The organism is Janthinobacterium sp. B9-8, assembly GCF_000969645.2.
In the GTDB taxonomy this organism is placed as follows: Bacteria; Pseudomonadota; Gammaproteobacteria; order Burkholderiales; family Chitinibacteraceae; genus Iodobacter.
In genome coordinates, this window is record NZ_CP014222.1 from 4,098,379 (window position 1) to 4,118,993 (window position 20,615).

Below are 20,615 nucleotides of genomic sequence, written 5' to 3' on the forward strand. Positions count from 1 at the left end.
TAAATAAGCCATTACATTCTATATATGTAAATGGTTGGCTCGATCAGATCAATGATCAGGGTTTTGCAATACCGATACTTTGCATGAGTGCTGATAATGCGGTGGCAAATTCTAATTCTATTTTTTTTATTGACGGCCTGTGCAGGTCAATCAGGCTTACAAGTTGAAAACGGCCGCCATTTAGAATCAAAACCGATTGCCAGCCAGATTCCTAAACCTGTAGTGAGTAGCCCGGTATTACCTAAGCCTCGGGCCGCAGCAAAAACCGCTACTTATAGTGTGGTTGTGCACAATGTGCCTGTAAATGAAATTTTGTTTGCTTTGGGGCGCGATGCAAAAATCAATGTCGACGTGCATGCGGGGGTGAGCGGCAGCGTTACTCTGAACGCAATTAATCAAACTTTACCGCAAATCCTGGAGCGGATGAGCAGGCAGGTTGATTTACGTTGGGATTTGGAAAACGGAGTATTGACGGTTACACCTGATATTCCTTATTTAAAAACATATAAGATGAATTATTTTAATTTATCTAGAAATGTTAAATCGAATGTAACGCTAGCTAATTCGGTGAGTGGCCGTGGCAGCTCTGGCTCCGGGAATAGTTCGAGTACACAAATTGAGATGCTGGCAGAACACCAGTTATGGAAGAAAATAGAAAACAACCTGAAAGAGTTATTGGGTGTGTCGGCAGATTCAAAAAGCGCTGGTGCGCAGCTTGGCAGTATTGTGCAAGACCGAAGTGCACAGGCCGTCAAAAACAATGAATCTACAGATAAAAAAGAAGTTGTTAAAACAGCGGCAGATGCAGCAAAAATAGCAAAGGATGTGGCACAAACTAATAAAATTAATCTTGAAATAGAAAAATTAAAAACAGGCGAATCCTTACCTATTAATAAAGCGAGCCCCACTGTAGATTTAAATAGCAACCGGTTGGTTATTCTTAACCCGGAAACAGGGGTGGTTACAATCAGAGCTAGTCAGAAAGAGCACGCAAAAGTGGCTGAGTATTTAAATGCCGTGCAAGGCGGCGCTTTGCGACAGGTGCTGATTGAGGCGACGATTGTTGAAGTTTTATTATCTGATCAATATCAGGCAGGGGTGGATTGGAGCCGGATTGGCGAAACCGATAATCAATTAAATTTCCAGCAGAAATCTCTGGCTAATAATCTGGGCACGGCCCCATTAAGTATTCTTTCTTATACCAAGGCTGGCGGTATTTTAAGCGGTACATTTAATTTTACAATAAAAATGCTAGAGCAATTTGGCCGCACACGTGTTTTATCTAGCCCAAAGATAATGGCATTAAATAATCAAACAGCGGTAATGAAAGTGGTGGAGGAGCAAGTTTACTTTACGATTAAAGTAACACCACCGGTGATTACCGATGGCAAAGTCACCACGCAAGCAACGTATGATAGTGAATTGCATACCGTGCCGATTGGTTTGGTTATGCAGGTTACACCACAAATTTCTGAAGATGGGCAGGTTGCACTGAATGTAAGGCCAACCATTACTAATATTAATTCATTTATTGAAGATCCTGCGGTAGCGATTTTAGCGGCGGCCAACAATACTCAAATTAAAAGCCTAGTGCCGATATTACAAGTCAGAGAATTTGATTCCACTTTAAAAGTAGCCAGCGGGCAGGTGGCTATTTTAGGCGGATTAATTCAGGATTCTTTAAATAATGACAGGCAAGGCGTGCCGGGTTTGTCTCGTATGCCCTATGTGGGTGATTTATTTAGTTATCGCAATGATCAAGTGAAAAAAATTGAATTAGTTGTGTTTTTACGGCCGGTGCTGATTAAAGAGAGCGGTACGGATTTGGGCAACTATCAGCAGTTTTTGCCTAATGATCAGTTTTTTAAGAATGAAGCAGATCATGATTTATCGGCTTTTCAGGCGGGGAGTGTGCCACTGGGAGCCAAACCATGAGCTTACTATTGCAAGCCCTGAAAAAAGCCGAGGAAGCGAAGCGCTTGCGTGAAGCTGCTGGGCTGACCGAAGAGCTTGCTATAGCAAATGAGCCGGAAGATGCGGCGCTAGGGCAGGGCCAGAGCAGCCCGCTGGAGCTTATCGCCCAGGTGGATGCTGCACCCTTAGCCTCTTTAGAAGTAAGCGAGGCGGTTGAAACACCGGAAGAATGGGTGTTTGTGCCTGTAGAGATAAGCGCTGAAAAGGAGGAGATTCCTGAGCCTGTTCCGTTAGCCACCGAGCCTTTGCTGGCTGACGCTGAGCCACTGTCTGCGCCTGTGCAAGTGGCAGTAGCGGAAGAAGATTTAAGCTGGCTCAAAGCTACAGCATCACCACCTTCCGTGGAGCCGCAAGCGGTGCCTCTTGTCGCGCGGGCCCCAACGGTATCTCCGCCGCCACCTGTGCCTGTATCGCCCGCACAAGCGCTAAGCAAGCCGCGCTTGCGCTCTAAAGCCTTTCCCTGGCTGGTGTTGTGTGGTGTGGTGATTGCTGCCGCAATGGGGGGCTATTTCTGGTGGCAATATCAATCGCTCAGCGTATCGCCTGGCATGCCTTCCGCACCCGCTGCGCCGCTCGCGGAGACTGATCCTATTTCGCCGCCATCACCCGCACTGCCCATGGTGCAGATGACCCCATTGCCCGCAGCGCAGATTGCATCGGAGGCCGCAGCCTTGCCCCTTCCCGCAGTAACGCTGGCTAAACGGGCTTCAGTGCTTAAGGGGGATGCCGCCCGTGTAGAAGAGCGATCCGGCGCGCCCAATGGCGCGGGTATTCGCTTTGATGCGCAAAATACCGAAGCCGCCGTACCGCTGCCGCTAGCGATGGCATATCGCTCTTTTCAGCAGGGCGATTACCGTGCGGCAGAAGAGGGCTACCGCCGCATGTTGCAGCTGGATGCGCGTAATCGTGATGCCTTGCTGGGGATGGCGGCTTTGGCGATTAAGCGGGGCGCAGGGGCTGAGGCGGCTCATTTCTACCGGCAAATTTTGTCGCTTTATCCGAGAGATGAAGTGGCTCAGTCAGCTTTGTATTCGCTTACGCCTGGCAATGAGAATTCAGAATCAGGTTTACGCCAGCTCTCGGGGCAGCATGCCGATGCTGCATTTGCCCTAGCTAATCTTTATGCGGGGCAGAATCGCTGGAGCGAGGCTCAGAGCGCGTATTTTCAAGCGCTGTCGCTTGATGTGGGCAATGCCGATTACGCATTTAACCTCGCAATCAGCCTAGAGCACTTACAAGAGAATGAAACCGCAGCAAGGTATTACCGGCAAGCTTTAGCAGGGAAAGGCTCATTTGATCGAACGCTCGCCGAAGCAAGATTGAAAGCTTTGGAGTCGCAATGATTAGGCCCGTCAGGAAATTACCGGTAGGCGATTTAGCCGGGAAAGGCTCGTTTAATCGAACGATCGTCGAAGCAAGATTGAAAGCTTTGGAGCCGCCATGAACGCGCCAGTCAGAAAGCTTCCGCTAGGCGAGCTACTGGTCTCCAAAGGCTTGCTGTCAGAAGATCAACTGCGCATCACCCTGTTTGAGCAGCGGCGTAGCGGCGTGCCTTTGGGCAAATTGATGGTGTCGCTGGGTTTTGTCTCCGAAGGTATTTTGCGTGATGCCCTTTCAGAAAATCTGGGGCAGGTCAGTGTTGATTTATCCAAGATTCTGGCCGATACGCAGGCGATTAAGCTGGTGCCAAAAGACGTGGCCAAGCGGCATATGCTGCTGCCGGTGTCGCTTGATCTGGAGAGGAATAAGCTGACGCTGGCGATGTCTAATCCTAATAATCTGGTGGCACTCGATCAGGTTCGCATGCTGCTAAAAGATAAGTACGAGCTGGAAACACTGCTCGCTGCGGAATCTGATTTAGTCCATGCCATCGATCAATACTATGGCTTTGAGCTGTCGATTGACGGCATTTTGAATGAAATTGAAACCGGTGTGATCGATTGGGCCAGCTTGCAACACGCCGAGGCCGAGTACAACCAGCCGGTGGTGCGCTTGATTGATGCATTGCTGGCCGATGCCTGCACGCGCGGCGCATCGGATATCCACTTCGAGCCAGAATCATCCTTTGTGCGGATTCGTTACCGCATCGACGGCGTGCTGCGGCAAATTCGCGCCCTGCATAAAACCTATTGGCCGGCGATGGTGGTGCGGCTGAAGGTGATGAGTAATATGAATATCGCCGAAACCCGCTCGCCGCAAGATGGCCGAATTTCGCTCACCCTAGCAGGCCGGCCACTTGATTTTCGGGTGGCGGCGCAGCCCACCACTTGGGGCGAGAATATTGTGCTGCGGATTTTGGATAGGCAGAAAGGGCTGGTTAAGCTAGATAAATTGGGCTTGAGTAAAGAAAACCTCTATTTATTGCAGCTAATGATTGCCAGGCCGGAAGGAATTATTCTGGTTACCGGCCCAACTGGCTCGGGCAAAACCACCACCCTCTATTCTATTTTAAGCAGCGTCAACACCGAAGCCGTGAACATCATGACGCTGGAAGACCCGGTGGAGTATCCGATTCCTATGCTGCGGCAAACCTCGGTGAATGAAGCCGCCAAAATGGATTTCGTAAACGGCATTCGCTCGATGATGCGGCAAGACCCGGACATTATCTTGCTGGGCGAAATCCGCGATCGTGATACTGCCGATATGGCATTTCGCGCCGCCATGACCGGCCACCAAGTTTACTCAACCCTGCATACTAACTCCGCCATCGGCTCGATTCCACGCCTACTGGATATCGGCGTGCTGCCCGATGTTTTGGCGGGCAATATCATCGGCATTATCGCCCAGCGGCTCGCCCGCAAACTTTGCCCGCTCTGCCGTGAGCCTTATGAGCCGGATGCTTTTGAGCGTCGCTTATTGGGTATTGATCCTGAGGGCGAACCGATCACCTTGTACCGTTCTAGCGGCTGCCCCAAGTGTGATCACCAAGGCTATAAGGGCCGTTTAACGGTGATGGAAGTGTTGAAAATGAGTGTCGAATTAGACGAGTTGATTGCCCGACGCGCCACACGGCTGGAAATGAAAAAAGCGGCTGAAGGCCAGGGCTTTAGAACCATGGCCGACGATGCCTGCCGCCATGTGCTGGACGGCTTGACCTCGTTGGCCGAGATTTCCCGGGTGATCGATTTAACCGACAGGGTTGCCTGAGGCTTAGAAAGGAGGATTGCAATGTATGTCCGTGAACATATTTCGCGCGTGATTGATGGCAAAACCTACAACACGCGCACCGCATTAAATTGCCATATGCATACCGAATCAAAAGATGAGCAAGGCGTGCCACATTTAATTGAGCTGTATCGCACCAAGCGCGATCAGTATTTTCTGGTTGAGCATAATATTCCTCACCCCTATATGGATGCGGATAAACGGGGGCCAATTGACGTGCTGACGCCGATTACGCTAGAGCAAGCCGAGGAGTGGGTAGAAAAATACTGCCCGTGGCGCAAGGAAAAAATTTTTGCATCCAGCAGTGAAGCCGATACGACCACACTGACGCTGCGTATAGACAAAATGACCAAAGCACAGCTCATCGCACAAGCTGCTAAACACAACCTCACACTGAATGCCTATTGCCTGCTGAAGTTAGAAAAAATCCTCTATGAGAAAGAAGCGCCACGGGGCGGCGGGGTATTTATGGAACGGGGGTTTAATCCGTCGGAGTGAGGAGGAAGTAAGCAACTGTCAACTCGTAGGGCGGCTGAAACCCGCGTATTTATTCAACATTGCTCGCGGGTTTCACTCCAGATGCGATAACTAATTTGGTTTTATCTTAGCAAACAACGAAAAAACGTAGTAACCACATTTTTGGTACGGGGCTTAAATCACCTCTTGAAGCACGCCGAAGCGAGGAATTAGCGGCTTGGGGTTTTACCAGCCCTACGAGTGGCATTCTTGTTGGTAAAGCTGCTCTCAAGGGCTGAGGGATGAGAGTACGTCTTCGGCCTTGCTTCTTTTTAGGAAAGCCAATGCAGTTTATTTATCGTGCGGTAAACAATGCAGGCCTGATCCAGAAGGGTAAGTCAGAGGCGAATAATCTGGCTGATTTAGAGTTGCGTCTGGAGCGGATCGGCCTAAGCCTGATCGCGGGTAAGGCCGCTCCGGTGGGAGGGCTGTTGGGCGGCAAGAAGGTAGGTCGGCGCGAGCTGATTACGTTTACTTTTCATATGGAGCAGCTTACCCGTGCCGGGGTATCGATTCTGGAAGGTTTATCTGATTTGCGTGATAGTTTGGAAGAGCCGTGCTTTCGTGAAGTGATTGCTAATTTAATTGAAGATATCGAAGGCGGACGGCAGTTTTCACAGGCGCTGGCTGCTCACCCCCAAGTATTTGATTTAATTTATGTGAATCTGATTCGGGCGGGTGAGGCCAGTGGAAAGTTGCCCGATGTATTACTGAGTTTAAGCGATTCATTAAAGTGGCAGGACGAGCTGATTTCGCAAACAAAAAAAATTGTGATGTATCCGGCTTTTGTCGGGGTATTGGTGGTGGGGGTAATTACATTTTTAATGATTTATTTAGTACCCCAATTGGTTTCTTTTGTGGCGGCTATGCAGCAAACGTTGCCACTCAATACGCGTATTCTTATTGCAGTCTCAAATATATTTATTCATTACTGGTGGGCCTTATTTGGCACGCCGGTTGTTTTGTTTTTTATATTTCGTTTGCGTTTAAGGCACGATGCAAAGTTCCGTCACCGTTTTGATGGCTGGAAACTCACTACTCCGCCATTTGGCCCTATTTTGCATAAAATTATTCTGGCGCGTTTTGCTAATTTCTTTGCGCTGATGTATGCCGCAGGGATTCCTATTCTGGATTGCATCAAAATATCGGAAGGGATTGTAAGTAATAGCGTGGTGGCCGAATCATTGCAGCGAGTTCAGGCGCAAATCAGGGAGGGGCAAGGGGTTACGGCAAGTTTTAGTCAGGAAGAAATGTTTCCGCCTCTGGTGCTGCGCATGCTGAAAGTAGGGGAAAGCACCGGCCAGCTGGATCATGGCCTGCTCAATGTCGCTTATTTTTATAACCGTGATGTAAAAGAATCTATTGAGCGCGTTCAGGCGCTGATCGAGCCATCGCTTACCGTGGTGCTGGGCCTGATTCTGGCGTGGATTATGTCTTCAGTGCTTGGCCCTATTTTCGATACCATCAGTAAATTGCGATGAGCCACTACACACTTCTCTTATCTAATACCCGGCTGATTGCCTTTCATTTGGAAAAAAATCAGCTGCTTGAACATGCGCATTTTGCTTTAGATGATGCGGGTAAAGAGGCTTTTGAAGGCTATCTGGAGGTCTGGAAAGAAGCTGTTTTTAGCCTTTTAGTCGATGTGGTTGAGGAAGATTTTCAGCTGGAATCAATCCCCCACCTCGGGCGCAGCGATCGCAATGCCTTGTTGGCCAGACGACTAGATCAAAATTACCGTACCACGCCTTACCGGCGTGCCTTTGTGCAGAGCTTAGCTAAATCAGGCGGGCAGGATAAGGTGCTGATGTCGGCACTTACCTTGGTTGCGCCGGTTGATGCCATTGTGAATGCCTTACTAGCCAAAAAAATAGTTCTGCAAGGTATCTATTCTGCGGCCCTGCTGGCCGGGGAAATGGTGCATAAATCGGGCTTGGGCCTTGAGCATTATTTATTGGTGTCTTTTACATCGGGTGGCGGGATGCGGCAGACTTATTTAGCCGCCGACGGCCTTAAATTCAGCCGTGTGAGTAGCCTGCCAGAAGACGAGGATCTGCAAGATGCAGTGCGATTAGCCGATGTGATTGTGCTTGAGGCGCTGAGGGCTAGACAGTATTTATCAACGCTGCGTTTGCTGGGGCGTGACGATAAATTGCAGCTGGCCGTGGTGGCCCCCAGAGGTCTGGATTGCCAAAGCGCTATTGATGAGCATTTGGCTAAAAGCGGTGAGGCGGCTCAATTTGTGGTGAGCAATGTGCCCTTGAATTTGCTGGCACAAAAGCTGCGTTTACCGCCTGCCGATTCGATGCTGAATTTATTATGCAGCTGGTTAGAGCTGCATCCGCCGGTTAATCATTATGGCCAAGCCCGGCATTTGATTCATGCCACCTGGCGCAAGCGGGGAATAGCGCTGCGCTGGGGTTCTTTTGCCTGCTTAATATTGGCCATGTTGTGGAGTGCGCTTCTGGTGCAAGAGGCGGGTGATATTCAAGCTTCGATTAATCAATCGCTGAAGAGAACTGCCCAAATTGATGAGCGCTTACGGTATTTTGGCCATTTGCTTAAACAAAGCAAGGCCAGTGATCCTGCGGCCATGAAGGGGGCTTATGAGCTTTACACCCATGAATTATTAACTTGGCCCAGTGTGGAGCCGCCTGCTCAGCAGGTGAGCCAGATTCTTCTGGATTTTCCTGAGTTGGTTCTGGATGAATTGCGCTGGAATTCTGGCCGCGCGCCACTCGATCCAGCTACGGCGCAAGTGGCAGAAGAGGGTGCTTCGGCCCCGGTAGCAGCGCCTGTGGTATTGGAGCTATCAGGCCGGGTTGAGCCTTTTGATTTGCAATACCGGCGGGCACTTGCCAGTGTTGAGCGGCTAAGCCAGCGTTTATCCGGTTTGCCCGGTGTTCAGGTTAAAGCACTTATCTTGCCTTTAAATACCAGCTCAGAAGTGGGGCTGGAAGGCAAATTAGTGTCGCCGGACAGCAAGCGGGTCGATTTTTCTTTGCGCCTGAGCTGGGAGCAAAAAGCGCCATGAAACTCGATTTACAAGCCTTGCCATTGATTCGACATGATTTAATTCTAGGGGGTGCTGCCCTTGGTTTAGCCCTGCTCCTGATTGGTTTATCGCATATTTATTTATGGCACGCGCAGAGTGAGCAGCAAGCCTTGCGTAGCAATGTGCAACGTTTAACTTTGCAGGCAGATAGCCAGGAAAGTGCCTGGAATAGCACCAGAGAATACCGCTCTCTTTATCAGACCTTAAGCCAGCGGGGCGTTTTAAATGGCGAGCATAGGCTAGATTGGATTGAGCACCTCACCGAGCTGCATCGCAATGCGCCTGAGCTTAATCTATCGTTTAGATTTGAAGCTCAGCGCGCTTTTGCGGCCAAAGCAGAAAATGTGCAACTTTACGGCAGCAAAATGATGCTGAGTTTTGAGCCTGAAGATGAAGAGGTGTTTTCTAGCGTGCTGGCAGGCTTGCGTAAGCTGGCTGGCTGGCCTGCCGTGGAGCAGTGCCAGATGACACGCAGTGAGGACGCGGTGATCAAAGTGCTGTGTGATATTGAGTGGCTGAGCATAGGCCCGGTGCTGCTTGCTGAAGGCGAGGTAAGTCAATGAAGTATTTTATTTTGTTCTGGCTGCTTTATTGCCCTTTTGCACAGGCCCAATGGGGGCGTTTATTTTTTAGCCCCGCCGAGCGTGCTGCGGCACGGGGCGATTTAGCGCAAGTGCAGGCAGGGGCCGCTTTCGCAGACACGCTGCGTTTTGATGGTGAAATTCGCAGCCGCGGTAAAAAATTGCGCTGGCTAAATGGTGAAATAAGCCAGGCATCTATCCCTGCGGGGCTTAAAGTAGGGCAAACACTGAGCCGCCAAAGCGGCGCAATACGCGATGTTTACCAGTCGGATCGCTAATTCTCAGCGTGGTGCCATTGCCTTGCTGTTGTTAATGGTTGTGGGGCTGGGAGTTGCCGGGGCGATTCTGGCCGGTTTTAGCCATCATATGTTTAAGCTTTACCGTGATCAGCAAACACAAAGTGTGCTGGCAGAGGCCAAGCAAATCTTATTAGCCGAGGCTTTATCCAAGCGGGGCAATACCGTGCCGATTATCCGCCCCGGCGAATTTTTTTGTCCGGATCGTAATGTGCAGGGTGAAGCGAGCTACGGGCAAAGCGGCTTAAATGGTGCGGCGTGTGCGGGGGCTGCTGCTCGTATTGGCCGGATTCCATGGCTTAATTATCAGGCAGCAGAATTGCGTGATAGCTCGGGTGAGCCTTTGTGGATGGCGGTAGTCGATGGTTTTCAAGAAAGAAGAAATGTGCCGCTTAATAGTGATACTGCACCCACAGGTGTTAATCCCTGGTTTCAGGCGGCCGCAAATAATGGCGGGCAAAGCTTATCAAGTGCAGAAGACCCGGTTGTGGTGGTGATTCTGGCTCCCGGCGCTGCGCTGGGGGGGCAGAATCGCAATACGGCAGCCCAGCAGCGGAACCCTAATAATTATTTGGAATGTAACCGGCTCACTGTTGGTGGCACTTGTCTTGGCGTGCCCAATAATTATGCAAATTATAATCTGACTCAGGGGCGGTTTCTGGATGGGCCTCGTTTAGATAGCAGTGCCAATCCAACTCTGAATGATCGAATTATCACTATCCGGCGTAGCGAGCTGCTTGCACCTTTAGAAAAACGCGCAGCAAAAGAGTACCAGCAGCTCCTTAATTTATGGGCCTTGCAAGTGGTTCCCGCTCTGGGGGGCTTACCTAATCCAGCCAGCCCGGCTGATGCAGGCTGTGCAGACATTGCTGTTGTGAATAGCAATGGATGTATTCCTGATCCAGCCACTTGCCGGGGCCACGCGCCTAAATCCATTGCTTTAACAGGGGTCGGTTTGGCACCTGTTTTACCTAGCTACTTGGTGAATCCTTTAAACCGGCCCGCCAGTGTGCCTAATCAGGCCGATTGGCAGCGGGTGCTGTTGGAGTATGACTGGCTTTATCGTAATCGCTGGGAGCAAATGTTTTTTTATGCTGTAGCTAATACCACGAGCTGCCCTTTGCCGCTCGCACTGCAATTAAGAAATATGCAGTTGCCAGCAGGGGCTGTGAATGCCGTAATGATAGGTGCAGGGGTGGCACAAACAGGGCAAATGCGTGCTTTGGCGGCAGATAAGATGTTGTTAAATAACTATCTGGATTTAGTCCCAAGCTATGCTGTGGCACCTGATATTAATCGCCGTGCGTGGGATATTTTGCCGCCACAAGTAGATCAATACGCCAAGTTGGGGGCTGCTGATGCGGGTAATGACAGGCTGTACCATCGTGTTGGTGTTCAATGGGTAGAGGCCATGAAGGACAGGCCATGAAAAATAAAGGATTTACGCTGGCTGAAATTGCCATTGTTCTGGTGATTGTCGGCATTATGTTAGCAGGTGGGCTGGGGGCCTTTCGCGCGCAAACCGATAGCCAAAGAATGCGCGACGGGCGTGCGCAGTTAGCTGAAATCAAAGAATCTCTGCTGGGGTTTGCTGTGCAATACGGGCACTTGCCATGCCCGGCCAACCCTGCCGCCAATACCGGGCTTGAAGACAGATTGGTAAATATGAGCTGTAATCTTGCCGAGGGTGTGGTGCCTTGGTCTACCTTGGGAATTAGTCGTGCTGGCGATCCGTTTAATCAGCCGTTCAGATATCGTGTAAGCCTTGATTTTGCAGACAGTGGCCCACCATCGGTGCCACCAGTAGTGACAGATAGCAATCAAACGTTGGGGGCAAATTGCCCTGTTGGTAGCGTAGCTCCTCAGGGAATGAGTTTTATACTTTGCTCCCGTGGCGATATTATGATTAATGCAACAGCCGCAGCGGCTACACCATTAGCTGCGAATGTGGTGGCGGTGGTGGTGATGCACTATCGCCACGGCCCGCCTAATGGGGGGGCTGGCTCGACCGATGAGCAGGAAAACACCGATAATGACCTTACTTTTGTCAGCAAGCTGCGGGTTGAAGACGATAGCAGCACCCCCGCAGATGAGGAATACGACGACATCAGCGAGTGGATTAGCCCGTCTATTTTGGTTGGCAGAATGCTGGCCGCAGGCAAATTACCTTGATGTGCTGGTTTGTTTGGCCATAAAAAAACCCCGAAGCACGCTTCGGGGTTTTTTGTGGCAGTAGTAAATTAAGCAATTTGCCCGTGGCAGTGCTTAAATTTCTTGCCAGAGCCGCAAGGGCAGACGTCGTTGCGGCCTACGCCGGAGAACTGTACTTTTGCACCGCCTTCCATTGCTTGCATCAGTGCTGCCTTGATTTGCTCTTCATCACCACTGGCCAATAAGGCTTCTAATTCCTGATGATTGAATTGCAGTGCGGATGCAGGCACTTCTTGCGGGCGTACAGCTTCCAGATCTTCTTGTGAGCGCACTTGCACTGTCATCACAATCTGAATCACTTCGCGCTTGATGTTTTCTAGCAGCTGCGAGAACAATTCGAATGCTTCACGCTTGTATTCTTGCTTAGGATTCTTTTGTGCGTAGCCGCGCAAATGAATACCTTGGCGTAAATGATCCAAGGACGACAGATGTTCGCGCCAGCTTTGGTCAACGTGTTGTAAGAGCACCGAGCGTTCAAATTGGCGGAAAGTCTGCTCGCCTGCAATTTCAACCTTCTGGTTATAGCTTTCAGCAGCGGCAACTTGCACACGCTCTTTCATGGCTTCAATAGTCAGCGTGGTGTCGTTTTTGATCCAGTCAGCAACGGCAAGATCAATATTAAACTCACCCAGCGCACGCTCTAAACCGGCAACATCCCACTGCTCTTCCATCGAATCGGCAGGGATATAAGTGTCAAATAGATCTGAAACCATGCTGTCGCGCATTGCACCGATGGTTTCGCTAACTTCTTCGCTTTCTAAGATTTCATTACGCTGGCCGTAAATCGCCTTGCGCTGCTCGTTAGATACATCGTCGTATTCCAGCAGTTGCTTACGAATATCGAAGTTGCGGCCTTCTACTTTACGCTGAGCTGATTCAATAGCGCGGGAAACCATACCCGCTTCGATAGGCTCGCCTTCAGGCATTTTCAGGCGATCCATCACCATCGCTACCCGATCGCCAGCAAAAATACGCAGCAGTGAGTCTTCCAGCGATAGATAGAAACGGCTGGAGCCCGGGTCACCCTGACGGCCAGAACGGCCACGCAGCTGGTTATCAATACGGCGTGATTCGTGGCGCTCGGTACCAATAATATGTAAACCACCCGCTGCAACAACGGCATCATGGATGATTTTCCAATCGGCTTTCATGCTGGTGATTTTTGCGTGTTTATCGGCTTCGCTTAATTCTTCATCGGCTTCAATGGCTTTAATTTCGCGCTCGATATTACCGCCAAGCACAATATCCGTACCACGGCCGGCCATATTGGTGGCAATGGTAATCACGCCGGGCGCACCGGCCTGAGCCACGATATCGGCTTCGCGAGCATGCTGTTTGGCGTTCAGCACATTGTGCTCAAAGCCGTCTTTAGTCAGCATTTCGGAGAGTAATTCAGATTGCTCAATCGACGTTGTACCCACCAAGACGGGCTGTTTACGTTCCTGGCAGCCTTTGATATCGGTGATGATGGCGTTGTATTTTTCTCTATCGGTTTTGTAAACCTGATCTTGCCTATCGTCCCGCACCATATCGCGGTTGGTTGGCACAATCACGGTTTCCAGGCCGTAAATTTGCTGGAATTCGTAAGCTTCAGTATCGGCCGTACCGGTCATGCCGGATAGCTTGGTATACATGCGGAAGTAGTTTTGCAGGGTAATCGTGGCAAGAGTCTGGTTCTCTTGATTGATTTCTACGCCTTCCTTGGCTTCAACGGCTTGATGCAGGCCTTCAGACCAGCGACGACCCGACATTAAACGACCGGTAAATTCGTCAACAATGACAATTTCGCCTTCGTCGGTTACCACATAGTGCTGGTCACGCTGAAATAGGGCATGGGCACGCATGGCGGCATACAGATGATGCACTAGGCTGATATTGCCAGCGGAGTACAGGCTGTCGCCTTCTTTTAACAGCCCCTTGCTGGTAAGGATGGCTTCTACTTTTTCGTGGCCAGCTTCTGAAAGCAGTACCGAGTGGGCTTTTTCATCCACCCAGAAATCGCCTTCTGATTCTTCTTCGCTCTGGCGGATCAGCTGGCCGGGGATATCGTCAACCAGTTGGTAAAGCTCGATGCTGTCTTCGGCCGGGCCAGAGATAATTAAAGGCGTTCTAGCTTCATCGATCAGAATCGAATCGACTTCGTCGACAATGGCGTAGTTCAGCTTGCCCTGCACGCGCTCACCCACAGTGAACACCATATTGTCGCGCAGATAATCAAAACCGAATTCGTTATTGGTGCCGTAGGTAATATCGCAGGCGTAAGCTTCTTGTTTTTCGTCGTGCTGCATCTGGCCCAGATTCACACCACAAGTCAGCCCTAGAAAATTATAGAGCTTGCTCATAATGCCCGCATCGCGGCTGGCCAAGTAATCGTTCACGGTAATGACGTGTACGCCATTGCCGGATAGGGCGTTCAGGTAAGCAGGCAGCGTGGCTACCAGCGTTTTACCTTCACCCGTGCGCATTTCAGAGATCTTGCCTTGGTGCAGCGCTAAGCCACCCATCAGTTGCACGTCAAAGTGACGCATGCCTAAGCTGCGCTTAGAGCCTTCGCGGCAAACAGCAAAGGCCTCTGGCAGAATTTGATCAAGTGTTTCACCCTTGGCGACGCGGCTGCGGAATTCTTCCGTTTTGGCGCGCAAGTCATCGTCGGAAAGAGCGGCAATGCCCGCTTCAAGGGCGTTGATCTGCTTTACGATGGTGCCGTATTGTTTGAGCAGGCGGTCATTACGACTTCCGAAAACTTTTTTGAGCAAATTTGCAATCATCTAAAGCTACCAGCAATGGGCTAGGCCCGGTTATTGTGACAACGGCGGATAAGCATCCTCGTCCGCCGTATATGCTACCGTTTTAATCAAAATTCAAGATCAATCACCGGATTTTGTCGCAGCAATATTAACTTCATTCGTGGCAGGACCAATAAAGCGCAGGGGGTTTTGCGCAATGCCCTTATAACGAATTTCAAAATGCAGATGCGGCCCGGTAGAGCGGCCTGTACTTCCTAGTAAGGCAATGATCTGGCCAGCGTTGACTTGCTCGCCTACTTTTACCTCAAGCTTGGATGCGTGAGCATAGCGGCTTGTGATGCCATTGCCGTGATCCAAGTCAACCATATTACCATATTGGGGATGGAAGGCCGCAAAGCTGACTTTGCCGCTGGCTGCCGCCATAATAGGCGTGCCGCTATCGCCCACAAAATCGATGCCTTCATGAAAGACCTGATTGCCGTTAAACGGATCAATCCGCTTACCAAAGCTTGATGATTGTAAGCCGACATTGAGTGGTGCTTTAGAAGGCAATTGCCATGCTTTAGGCCGCAGTAAAACACTTTCCGCTAAAGATAGCTGATCAAGCCTAGCGTTTAAGTTCTGGTTGGCCGCATCAATTTCATGGCCCAGGCTGATGGCGGTTAGTGCCGTGCCCGTGTGTTGTATGCCGCCACGTGGCACCGCTTGATTAGATAAAAAAGGTTTGATATCAATGCCGGTTTTATCGCCCACCTGGCTTGCTAAACCATCTAAACGGAGTAGCTTGGCTTGCAATTCGCCAACGCGAATCGCTAAGGCATCAATTTCGGCTTGGCGATTTTGATTGGCGTTTGGCATAAAGCGCCAAAGTGCTGGGTTTTGCCCCGGCCGAAGAAAGGCCGTGATGGTAAATGTGAGTGAAGAGATAGCAACGAGTGTCACCAGCCCCAGTAAGATAATTTGCTTGGCATCTAAAGAAACAGCTTTGCCAAGACGATTAGAAATCACGATAACATTCATTAAATACTTAGCCTTGCGAAGCCTCAACCATGAAAAAAACCACTCTGAAGCAAGTTGGGCACGACAGGCAGCTCGCCAGCCTGATGCATCAGGTTGATGATTTGGCGAGCGTATTAGCCCAAGTGCGTGCGGTGCTGCCGCCAGCGATGGCGGGGCATTGTCTTGGAGTGGCTTGGTCCGGCGATACTTTATTAATTGGTGTAAGTGGCAGTGCTGCGGCATCAAGAGTGCGTCTGAACGCGCCTCAGATTCTTGCGGCACTGCAAGCCGGCGGATGGAAAGCTACCGTAGTTCAGCCCAAGGTGCAAGTCGGCTTGCAAAGCACAAATGCCATGCGAAGCAAAGACTTACATCTGAAAGAGGGGGCCTGTGTTGCTTTTTCGCAGCTGGCTGACACCCTGGAAGATGGGCCATTAAGGCAGGCCATAGCTTCTCTCTTGAATCGCCATGCACCCAAAGACCAGATTTAGTCTATAAACCTTGTAAGGCCTTGTAATAACATGTTTTTGCTGATGTTCAGGCCCTATTCTCTGAGAGGCTAAATCGACGAAGGAGCTGGGCAATGAGTGTGAATCAGGCGGGGTGTCAGGCTAAACAAGGTGGTTTTACTCTGGTGGAGCTGGCCATTGTGCTGGTGATTATTGGTCTGATCCTTGGGATGGCTTTTAAGGGCAAGGATTTGATTGATGGGGCAAAGGTGAAGAGCATCGCCGCCCAATACAATAAAGTGCAGGCGGCGTTTAATATTTATTTTGAAAGGTATGGTGCTTATCCGGGGGATGGGTGTCCTGCTGTTATAGCAGTAGGCGTAACAACTTGTGCTGGGGCTAAAAGTGGGACATTAAGTCCTGCGGCAGAGACTCAGGGGGCATTTACACTTTTACAAAATGCTAATTTATTATCCGCCTCAGATATACAAAGCCCCTTTGGTGGACCATGGGGAATTACTATATCCACCAATACGACGTTAAGTGGAGGGGTCGCGGGGATTAATTATTTCTCTTTGGTTACTGCAGCGGGCGCTCCACAGGCTTCAGCTGATCCACGCTATGTTTGCGCCTTGGATAAAATGATTGATGATGGGGTTTTTAACACAGGGAATGTGCGTAGTGTCGCCCCTGCTGCCTATACTGCTGCCACAGATTGTTGGGCATTGACAGGCGCGCCCTATATGGTAGGCATGCGCTTATTACCTTAGATTTTTCTTCTAAAGCCGAGCTTGCCACCAAGCTCGGCTTTACTCCGTCCAATCCCCACGCAACACTTCCCTTAGCAAAGAAACCGTCACAGGTCTTTTTTCGGTCAGAGACAAATCATTGGCCGCATCTAAATGCTGATACAAAGTCGGCAAATCGCGCGATGCATGGCGCAGCAGGTAATCGGCTAAATCATCCCCCAGCTCAAACCCCAAGGCATAGGCGCGGCGTTTTAGGGCGGCGGCTTTGTCGGTGTCGGATAATGGTTTGAGCTGATACACCAAGCCCCAGCCTAGGCGAGTGGTTAAGTCGGGCCTGAGTAGCAGTAGCATGGGTGGCTTAGGCCCTGCGGCTAGCAGTAGGCCTCCGCCGTCTTTCAGCGTATTAAAGTGATCAAACAGGCGAATTTGTTCGTCACGGCTAAGCGCATCCACGTTGTCTACGATCAACGCCGCTTCTTTGGGCAATGATGCGGGCAGGGCATCGTGGGCTGCATCGGTAAAAAATATCTGAGTGTCGGCGGGCAGCATGGCGCGCGCGGCGGCGAGTAGGTGGCTCTTGCCACTGCCGCGTTCTCCCCATAAATAGAGAAAGCGCACGTCTCCCTCTCCAAGGCTCCAACAACCCAGCTGATAAAGTAGCTCGGCGTTTTCACCACGGATAAAATCCTCAAAAGAGGGTAGGGCTGGCAGTTGCAGATCCAGCACGAGTTGCTTCATGCGGGAGGGGCTCCAAGAGGTCGATGACAAGCGTGCGGGTGTTTTTTCACAAGATGCGATAAAATGTCTGGCTTTGCGGCAGGCGTACCCCAAATTGGGCGTTACACTTGCACTAATATAACGAATGTTCGCCATTCTAGCGCAGAAGCCCCTAGTGGCGCTGCCAGTTTCACGAGGCCATGCATGACCAATCAAAGCTTGAGCTACCGCGATGCGGGTGTCGATATCGATGCCGGCGATCAGTTGGTTGAAAATATTAAGCCCTACGCCAAGCGTACCATGCGCCCAGAGGTGCTTAGTGGCATTGGCGGTTTCGGCGGCTTAGTCGAAATCAGTAAAAAATACCAAGAGCCTGTTTTAGTGTCCGGCACCGATGGTGTAGGTACTAAACTGAAGCTCGCTTTCGAGCTGAATCGCCACGATACCGTGGGGATTGATCTGGTTGCCATGAGTGTGAACGATATTTTGGTGCAAGGTGCCGAGCCATTGTTCTTTCTCGATTACTTCGCGTGCGGCAAGCTGGATGTGCCGAATGCAACTGAAGTGATTCGCGGGATTGCTCATGGCTGTGAGCAGGCAGGTTGTGCACTCATTGGTGGTGAAACTGCTGAAATGCCGGGCATGTATCCGCTAGGCGAATACGATCTGGCTGGCTTTGCCGTCGGGGTCGTCGAAAAAAGCAAAATCATTACTGGCGACGATATTGCGCCGGGTGATGTGGTGCTTGGTTTGGCATCGAACGGCGCACACTCCAATGGCTACAGCTTGATTCGCAAAATTATGCATCGCGCTGAAGCCGATTACGCTGCGGAATTCGACGGCGGTAAGAGCCTTGCTGATGTGGTGATGGCCGCAACACGTATTTACGTGAAGCCGCTGTTGAAACTTATGCAAGCTTTGCCAGTCAAGGGTATGGCGCATATTACTGGCGGCGGGATCAGCGAAAACGTACCGCGTGTACTGCCAGATAACGTAGTTGCTGCCATCGATGCAAAATCGTGGACCATGCCTAAGTTATTTCAGTGGCTGCAAAAAGAAGGCAATGTGGAAGCGCAAGAAATGTACCGCACCTTTAACTGTGGCGTGGGGATGGTAGTGATTGTGGCGGCAGACCAGGCTGACGCAGCGATCGCTCTGCTGCAAGCAGAAGGTGAAACGGTTTATACCCTAGGTGCAATTCGTGCCCGTGTGGGTGATGAGCACCAGACGCAAGTAATGTAATGGTTGTAGGGTGGGCACAAGGTTTATCGTGCCCACGCGCTTATGTGTTGCCGAGAGTGGGCACTAAGCCCAACCTACAATTAGATACAGGGCGAGGAACTCCTACCTCGCCCTTTCTCTTTTGAGACTTATGAAAAATATAGTTATCTTGATTTCCGGCCGTGGCAGCAATATGCAAGCCATTGTGGATGCGCAAATTGCAGGCGCAAATATCTGCGCCGTGATTGCAAATCGCCCCGATGCCGCAGGCCTTGCCTGGGCTGCAGAGCGTGGCATTGCCACCGCCGTGCTTGATCATAAGCTGTATGCTGGCCGCGAGGCATTTGATGCCGCGCTGGTTGAATTGATTGATGGCTATGCACCGGATCTGGTCGTGCTAGCGGGCTTTATGCGTATTCTGACGGCTGACTTTGTAAACCATTATGCTGGCCGCCTGATTAATATCCACCCCTCGCTTTTACCTGCCTTTACAGGCTTACACACCCATGAGCGGGCCTTGGCAGAAGGTGTGAAGATTGCGGGATGCACGGTGCATTTTGTGACCGCGGAGCTGGATCATGGTCCTATTATTTTGCAAACTGCTGTGGCGGTATTGGATGACGATACGGTAGCGAGTTTATCGGCCAGAATGCTGGTACAAGAACACCTGATTTATCCGCAGGCCGTGCGCTGGTTTGTGCAGGATAAGTTAAGGCTGGTGAATGGCAGAGTTCACGTAGATTGCCCTAGCCCTGCTGCGGCGTTGATTTTTCCGCCGGTGCTTTAATGTTACGTTGGCCAGGTTTATTGTTGGTATCTGCTGCGCTGCTGTCTTTGTTACTGCATCTAGCGTCTATTTTTAGTGAACAACTCTACGCTTGGGCAACTCAACAGCCTTATACAGAAAGTGAATTAAAAAAAGTTACTCAGAAACTGAGTGATGTGGCACAAGCTGAAGAGGCGCGGCCGGAAGGCTTGAAAGGCGTAAAACCAGCAGATCATCAGCAGGTATTTTTACACAAGGGGCCCTTGATAAGCGAGAAGCCACCTGCCCCTAAGCCTGTTGTGAAGGCAAAAAAAACATCGCCCGTTAAAGTTGCGGCAAGCCGTGTGCTTGCGGTGGCCAGCCAGGCCAGCGCAGTACTTGCTGAGAAACCGATCATTTTTGCAAGTGCAGCAAGCAGCGTGGCTCCTGCTCCTTTGCTTGCCTCTGCGCCTGAGGTTGAAGAAGTCTTGCCGCCGCTCAAAGAGAGCCCGCTGACAGCAGAGCAAACTTATCCTACTCAAGTAGAAATTACCTATGCTTATGGAATATTTCCGATTCGGATGAGCTGGAAAGCAGAAAATGGCCGCTATGCTTTGAAATTACGCGGGGCTTTGTTTTCTAAATCACGTACTTTTGTGAGTGAAGGCGATGTGGGGCAGCAAGGTGTTATTCCGCAGCGATTTGCTGATTATCGTGACGAAAAATTGATTAATGAGGCAGTATTTAATTGGGAAGAAAAGAAAGTCACGATCAAAGATGGTGGTACGACAAAGGTTGAAGAATTAAAAGCGGGTGATCAGGATATTTTCTCTGCTGCTTTTCAGCTGGCCTTGCAAGGCTCACGCATGAAGGATTTTACTTTTACCGTAGCCAGTGGCCGCAAGATTTATAAAGATGTGCCGTTTGAAATTAGCGGGCAAGCCAGTCTGCGCTTAGGCGATAAGCAAATCGAAGCGATTTTGCTGCGTGGCCGCTTTGAAGACCGTACCTTTGATTTCTGGCTGGCACCACAGTGGCACAATATGCCAGTACGAATGACATTATCACTGGGTAGCGAAGGAAGCTTCGATATCTGGGCTAATGATATAAAAATTAATGGGGAAATGGTGCTGGAGCCGCAAAGCAACAACCATAACTCCAACTCCAACCGCATGATGCGAAGATAAAAG

The 20,615-nt window shown here is 50.4% G+C and carries 18 protein-coding genes; 15 read left to right on the forward strand and 3 right to left on the reverse strand.

The window, feature by feature from the left end:
• Positions 1-96: 96 nt before the first annotated feature.
• The 10 genes from mshL (at position 97) to VN23_RS18540 (ending at position 11,759) form a co-directional block, all read left to right on the forward strand.
• Positions 97-1,935, forward strand: coding sequence for a pilus (MSHA type) biogenesis protein MshL (gene mshL / locus VN23_RS18495; protein WP_052746555.1), 1,839 nt, complete (start codon positions 97-99; stop codon positions 1,933-1,935).
• Complete coding sequence (locus tag VN23_RS18500) at positions 1,932-3,317, forward strand: tetratricopeptide repeat protein (protein WP_052746556.1); 1,386 nt, start codon at positions 1,932-1,934, stop codon at positions 3,315-3,317. Before mshL ends, VN23_RS18500 begins: the two co-directional genes overlap by 4 nt.
• 97 nt (positions 3,318-3,414) lie before the next feature.
• Entirely contained in the window at positions 3,415-5,121 is a 1,707-nt protein-coding gene (locus VN23_RS18505) for a GspE/PulE family protein (RefSeq protein WP_046351678.1), read from the forward strand.
• A gap of 21 nt (positions 5,122-5,142) precedes the next feature.
• Positions 5,143-5,637 (forward strand): hypothetical protein, encoded by a 495-nt coding sequence (locus tag VN23_RS18510; RefSeq protein ID WP_046351679.1) that lies wholly within the window; start codon positions 5,143-5,145, stop codon positions 5,635-5,637.
• Between the two features lie 302 nt (positions 5,638-5,939).
• Positions 5,940-7,136: a type II secretion system F family protein gene (locus VN23_RS18515; protein ID WP_046351680.1), complete on the forward strand. Its 1,197-nt coding sequence runs from the start codon at positions 5,940-5,942 to the stop codon at positions 7,134-7,136.
• Complete coding sequence (locus VN23_RS18520; protein ID WP_046351681.1) at positions 7,133-8,689, forward strand: hypothetical protein; 1,557 nt, start codon at positions 7,133-7,135, stop codon at positions 8,687-8,689. The genes VN23_RS18515 and VN23_RS18520 overlap by 4 nt, the downstream gene beginning before the upstream one ends.
• A complete protein-coding gene (locus VN23_RS18525; protein ID WP_046351682.1) occupies positions 8,686-9,273 on the forward strand; it encodes a hypothetical protein in 588 nt (195 codons plus the stop codon). Before VN23_RS18520 ends, VN23_RS18525 begins: the two co-directional genes overlap by 4 nt.
• On the forward strand, positions 9,270-9,569 hold the full coding sequence (locus VN23_RS18530; protein WP_046351683.1) for a hypothetical protein: 300 nt from the start codon (positions 9,270-9,272) through the stop codon (positions 9,567-9,569). The genes VN23_RS18525 and VN23_RS18530 overlap by 4 nt, the downstream gene beginning before the upstream one ends.
• Positions 9,547-11,016, forward strand: coding sequence for a hypothetical protein (locus VN23_RS18535; protein ID WP_046351684.1), 1,470 nt, complete (start codon positions 9,547-9,549; stop codon positions 11,014-11,016). The genes VN23_RS18530 and VN23_RS18535 overlap by 23 nt, the downstream gene beginning before the upstream one ends.
• Positions 11,013-11,759, forward strand: a complete 747-nt coding sequence (locus VN23_RS18540; RefSeq protein WP_046351685.1) for a type II secretion system protein — start codon at positions 11,013-11,015, stop codon at positions 11,757-11,759. The genes VN23_RS18535 and VN23_RS18540 overlap by 4 nt, the downstream gene beginning before the upstream one ends.
• A 68-nt stretch (positions 11,760-11,827) precedes the next feature.
• On the opposite strand, the gene secA is transcribed toward VN23_RS18540, so the two are convergent.
• Together secA and VN23_RS18550 are read right to left on the reverse strand one after the other, a co-directional pair.
• Positions 11,828-14,566: a preprotein translocase subunit SecA gene (secA, locus tag VN23_RS18545; protein WP_046351686.1), complete on the reverse strand. Its 2,739-nt coding sequence runs from the start codon at positions 14,564-14,566 to the stop codon at positions 11,828-11,830.
• A 99-nt stretch (positions 14,567-14,665) separates the two neighbouring features.
• The gene (locus tag VN23_RS18550; protein ID WP_046351687.1) at positions 14,666-15,565 is read right to left on the reverse strand and encodes a M23 family metallopeptidase; all 900 of its coding nucleotides are present in this window, start codon (positions 15,563-15,565) and stop codon (positions 14,666-14,668) included.
• 29 nt (positions 15,566-15,594) lie between these two features.
• On the opposite strand from VN23_RS18550, the gene VN23_RS18555 reads away from it, so the two are divergent.
• Both VN23_RS18555 and VN23_RS18560 read left to right on the forward strand, forming a co-directional pair.
• Entirely contained in the window at positions 15,595-16,035 is a 441-nt protein-coding gene (locus tag VN23_RS18555; protein ID WP_046351688.1) for a DciA family protein, read from the forward strand.
• Positions 16,036-16,133: 98 nt separating this feature from the next.
• Positions 16,134-16,763: a type II secretion system protein gene (locus VN23_RS18560; RefSeq protein WP_197432958.1), complete on the forward strand. Its 630-nt coding sequence runs from the start codon at positions 16,134-16,136 to the stop codon at positions 16,761-16,763.
• A gap of 39 nt (positions 16,764-16,802) precedes the next feature.
• Here the strand turns inward: VN23_RS18560 and hda are convergent, their stop codons facing one another.
• Positions 16,803-17,480, reverse strand: a complete 678-nt coding sequence (gene hda / locus VN23_RS18565) for a DnaA regulatory inactivator Hda (protein ID WP_046351689.1) — start codon at positions 17,478-17,480, stop codon at positions 16,803-16,805.
• Positions 17,481-17,663: 183 nt separating this feature from the next.
• Between hda and purM the strand changes: the two genes are divergently transcribed.
• The 3 genes from purM to VN23_RS18580 all read left to right on the forward strand — a co-directional run bounded on the left by purM (position 17,664) and on the right by VN23_RS18580 (position 20,612).
• Positions 17,664-18,701 (forward strand): phosphoribosylformylglycinamidine cyclo-ligase, encoded by a 1,038-nt coding sequence (gene purM, locus VN23_RS18570; RefSeq protein ID WP_046351737.1) that lies wholly within the window; start codon positions 17,664-17,666, stop codon positions 18,699-18,701.
• A gap of 130 nt (positions 18,702-18,831) precedes the next feature.
• A complete protein-coding gene (purN, locus tag VN23_RS18575) occupies positions 18,832-19,467 on the forward strand; it encodes a phosphoribosylglycinamide formyltransferase (protein ID WP_046351690.1) in 636 nt (211 codons plus the stop codon).
• Positions 19,467-20,612: a DUF3108 domain-containing protein gene (locus tag VN23_RS18580; RefSeq protein ID WP_046351691.1), complete on the forward strand. Its 1,146-nt coding sequence runs from the start codon at positions 19,467-19,469 to the stop codon at positions 20,610-20,612. The genes purN and VN23_RS18580 overlap by 1 nt, the downstream gene beginning before the upstream one ends.
• Positions 20,613-20,615: the final 3 nt, after the last annotated feature.

Bases quoted from the DNA above. Each gene is read 5' to 3' on its own strand.
- mshL (WP_052746555.1), top strand. From the start codon at position 97: ATGCGGTGGCAAATTCTAATTCTATTTTTTTTATTGACGGCCTGTGCA.
- VN23_RS18500 (WP_052746556.1), top strand. From the start codon at position 1,932: ATGAGCTTACTATTGCAAGCCCTGAAAAAAGCCGAGGAAGCGAAGCGC.
- VN23_RS18505 (WP_046351678.1), top strand. From the start codon at position 3,415: ATGAACGCGCCAGTCAGAAAGCTTCCGCTAGGCGAGCTACTGGTCTCC.
- VN23_RS18510 (WP_046351679.1), top strand. From the start codon at position 5,143: ATGTATGTCCGTGAACATATTTCGCGCGTGATTGATGGCAAAACCTAC.
- VN23_RS18515 (WP_046351680.1), top strand. From the start codon at position 5,940: ATGCAGTTTATTTATCGTGCGGTAAACAATGCAGGCCTGATCCAGAAG.
- VN23_RS18520 (WP_046351681.1), top strand. From the start codon at position 7,133: ATGAGCCACTACACACTTCTCTTATCTAATACCCGGCTGATTGCCTTT.
- VN23_RS18525 (WP_046351682.1), top strand. From the start codon at position 8,686: ATGAAACTCGATTTACAAGCCTTGCCATTGATTCGACATGATTTAATT.
- VN23_RS18530 (WP_046351683.1), top strand. From the start codon at position 9,270: ATGAAGTATTTTATTTTGTTCTGGCTGCTTTATTGCCCTTTTGCACAG.
- VN23_RS18535 (WP_046351684.1), top strand. From the start codon at position 9,547: ATGTTTACCAGTCGGATCGCTAATTCTCAGCGTGGTGCCATTGCCTTG.
- VN23_RS18540 (WP_046351685.1), top strand. From the start codon at position 11,013: ATGAAAAATAAAGGATTTACGCTGGCTGAAATTGCCATTGTTCTGGTG.
- secA (WP_046351686.1), bottom strand. From the start codon at position 14,566: ATGATTGCAAATTTGCTCAAAAAAGTTTTCGGAAGTCGTAATGACCGC.
- VN23_RS18550 (WP_046351687.1), bottom strand. From the start codon at position 15,565: ATGAATGTTATCGTGATTTCTAATCGTCTTGGCAAAGCTGTTTCTTTA.
- VN23_RS18555 (WP_046351688.1), top strand. From the start codon at position 15,595: ATGAAAAAAACCACTCTGAAGCAAGTTGGGCACGACAGGCAGCTCGCC.
- hda (WP_046351689.1), bottom strand. From the start codon at position 17,480: ATGAAGCAACTCGTGCTGGATCTGCAACTGCCAGCCCTACCCTCTTTT.
- purM (WP_046351737.1), top strand. From the start codon at position 17,664: ATGACCAATCAAAGCTTGAGCTACCGCGATGCGGGTGTCGATATCGAT.
- purN (WP_046351690.1), top strand. From the start codon at position 18,832: ATGAAAAATATAGTTATCTTGATTTCCGGCCGTGGCAGCAATATGCAA.
- VN23_RS18580 (WP_046351691.1), top strand. From the start codon at position 19,467: ATGTTACGTTGGCCAGGTTTATTGTTGGTATCTGCTGCGCTGCTGTCT.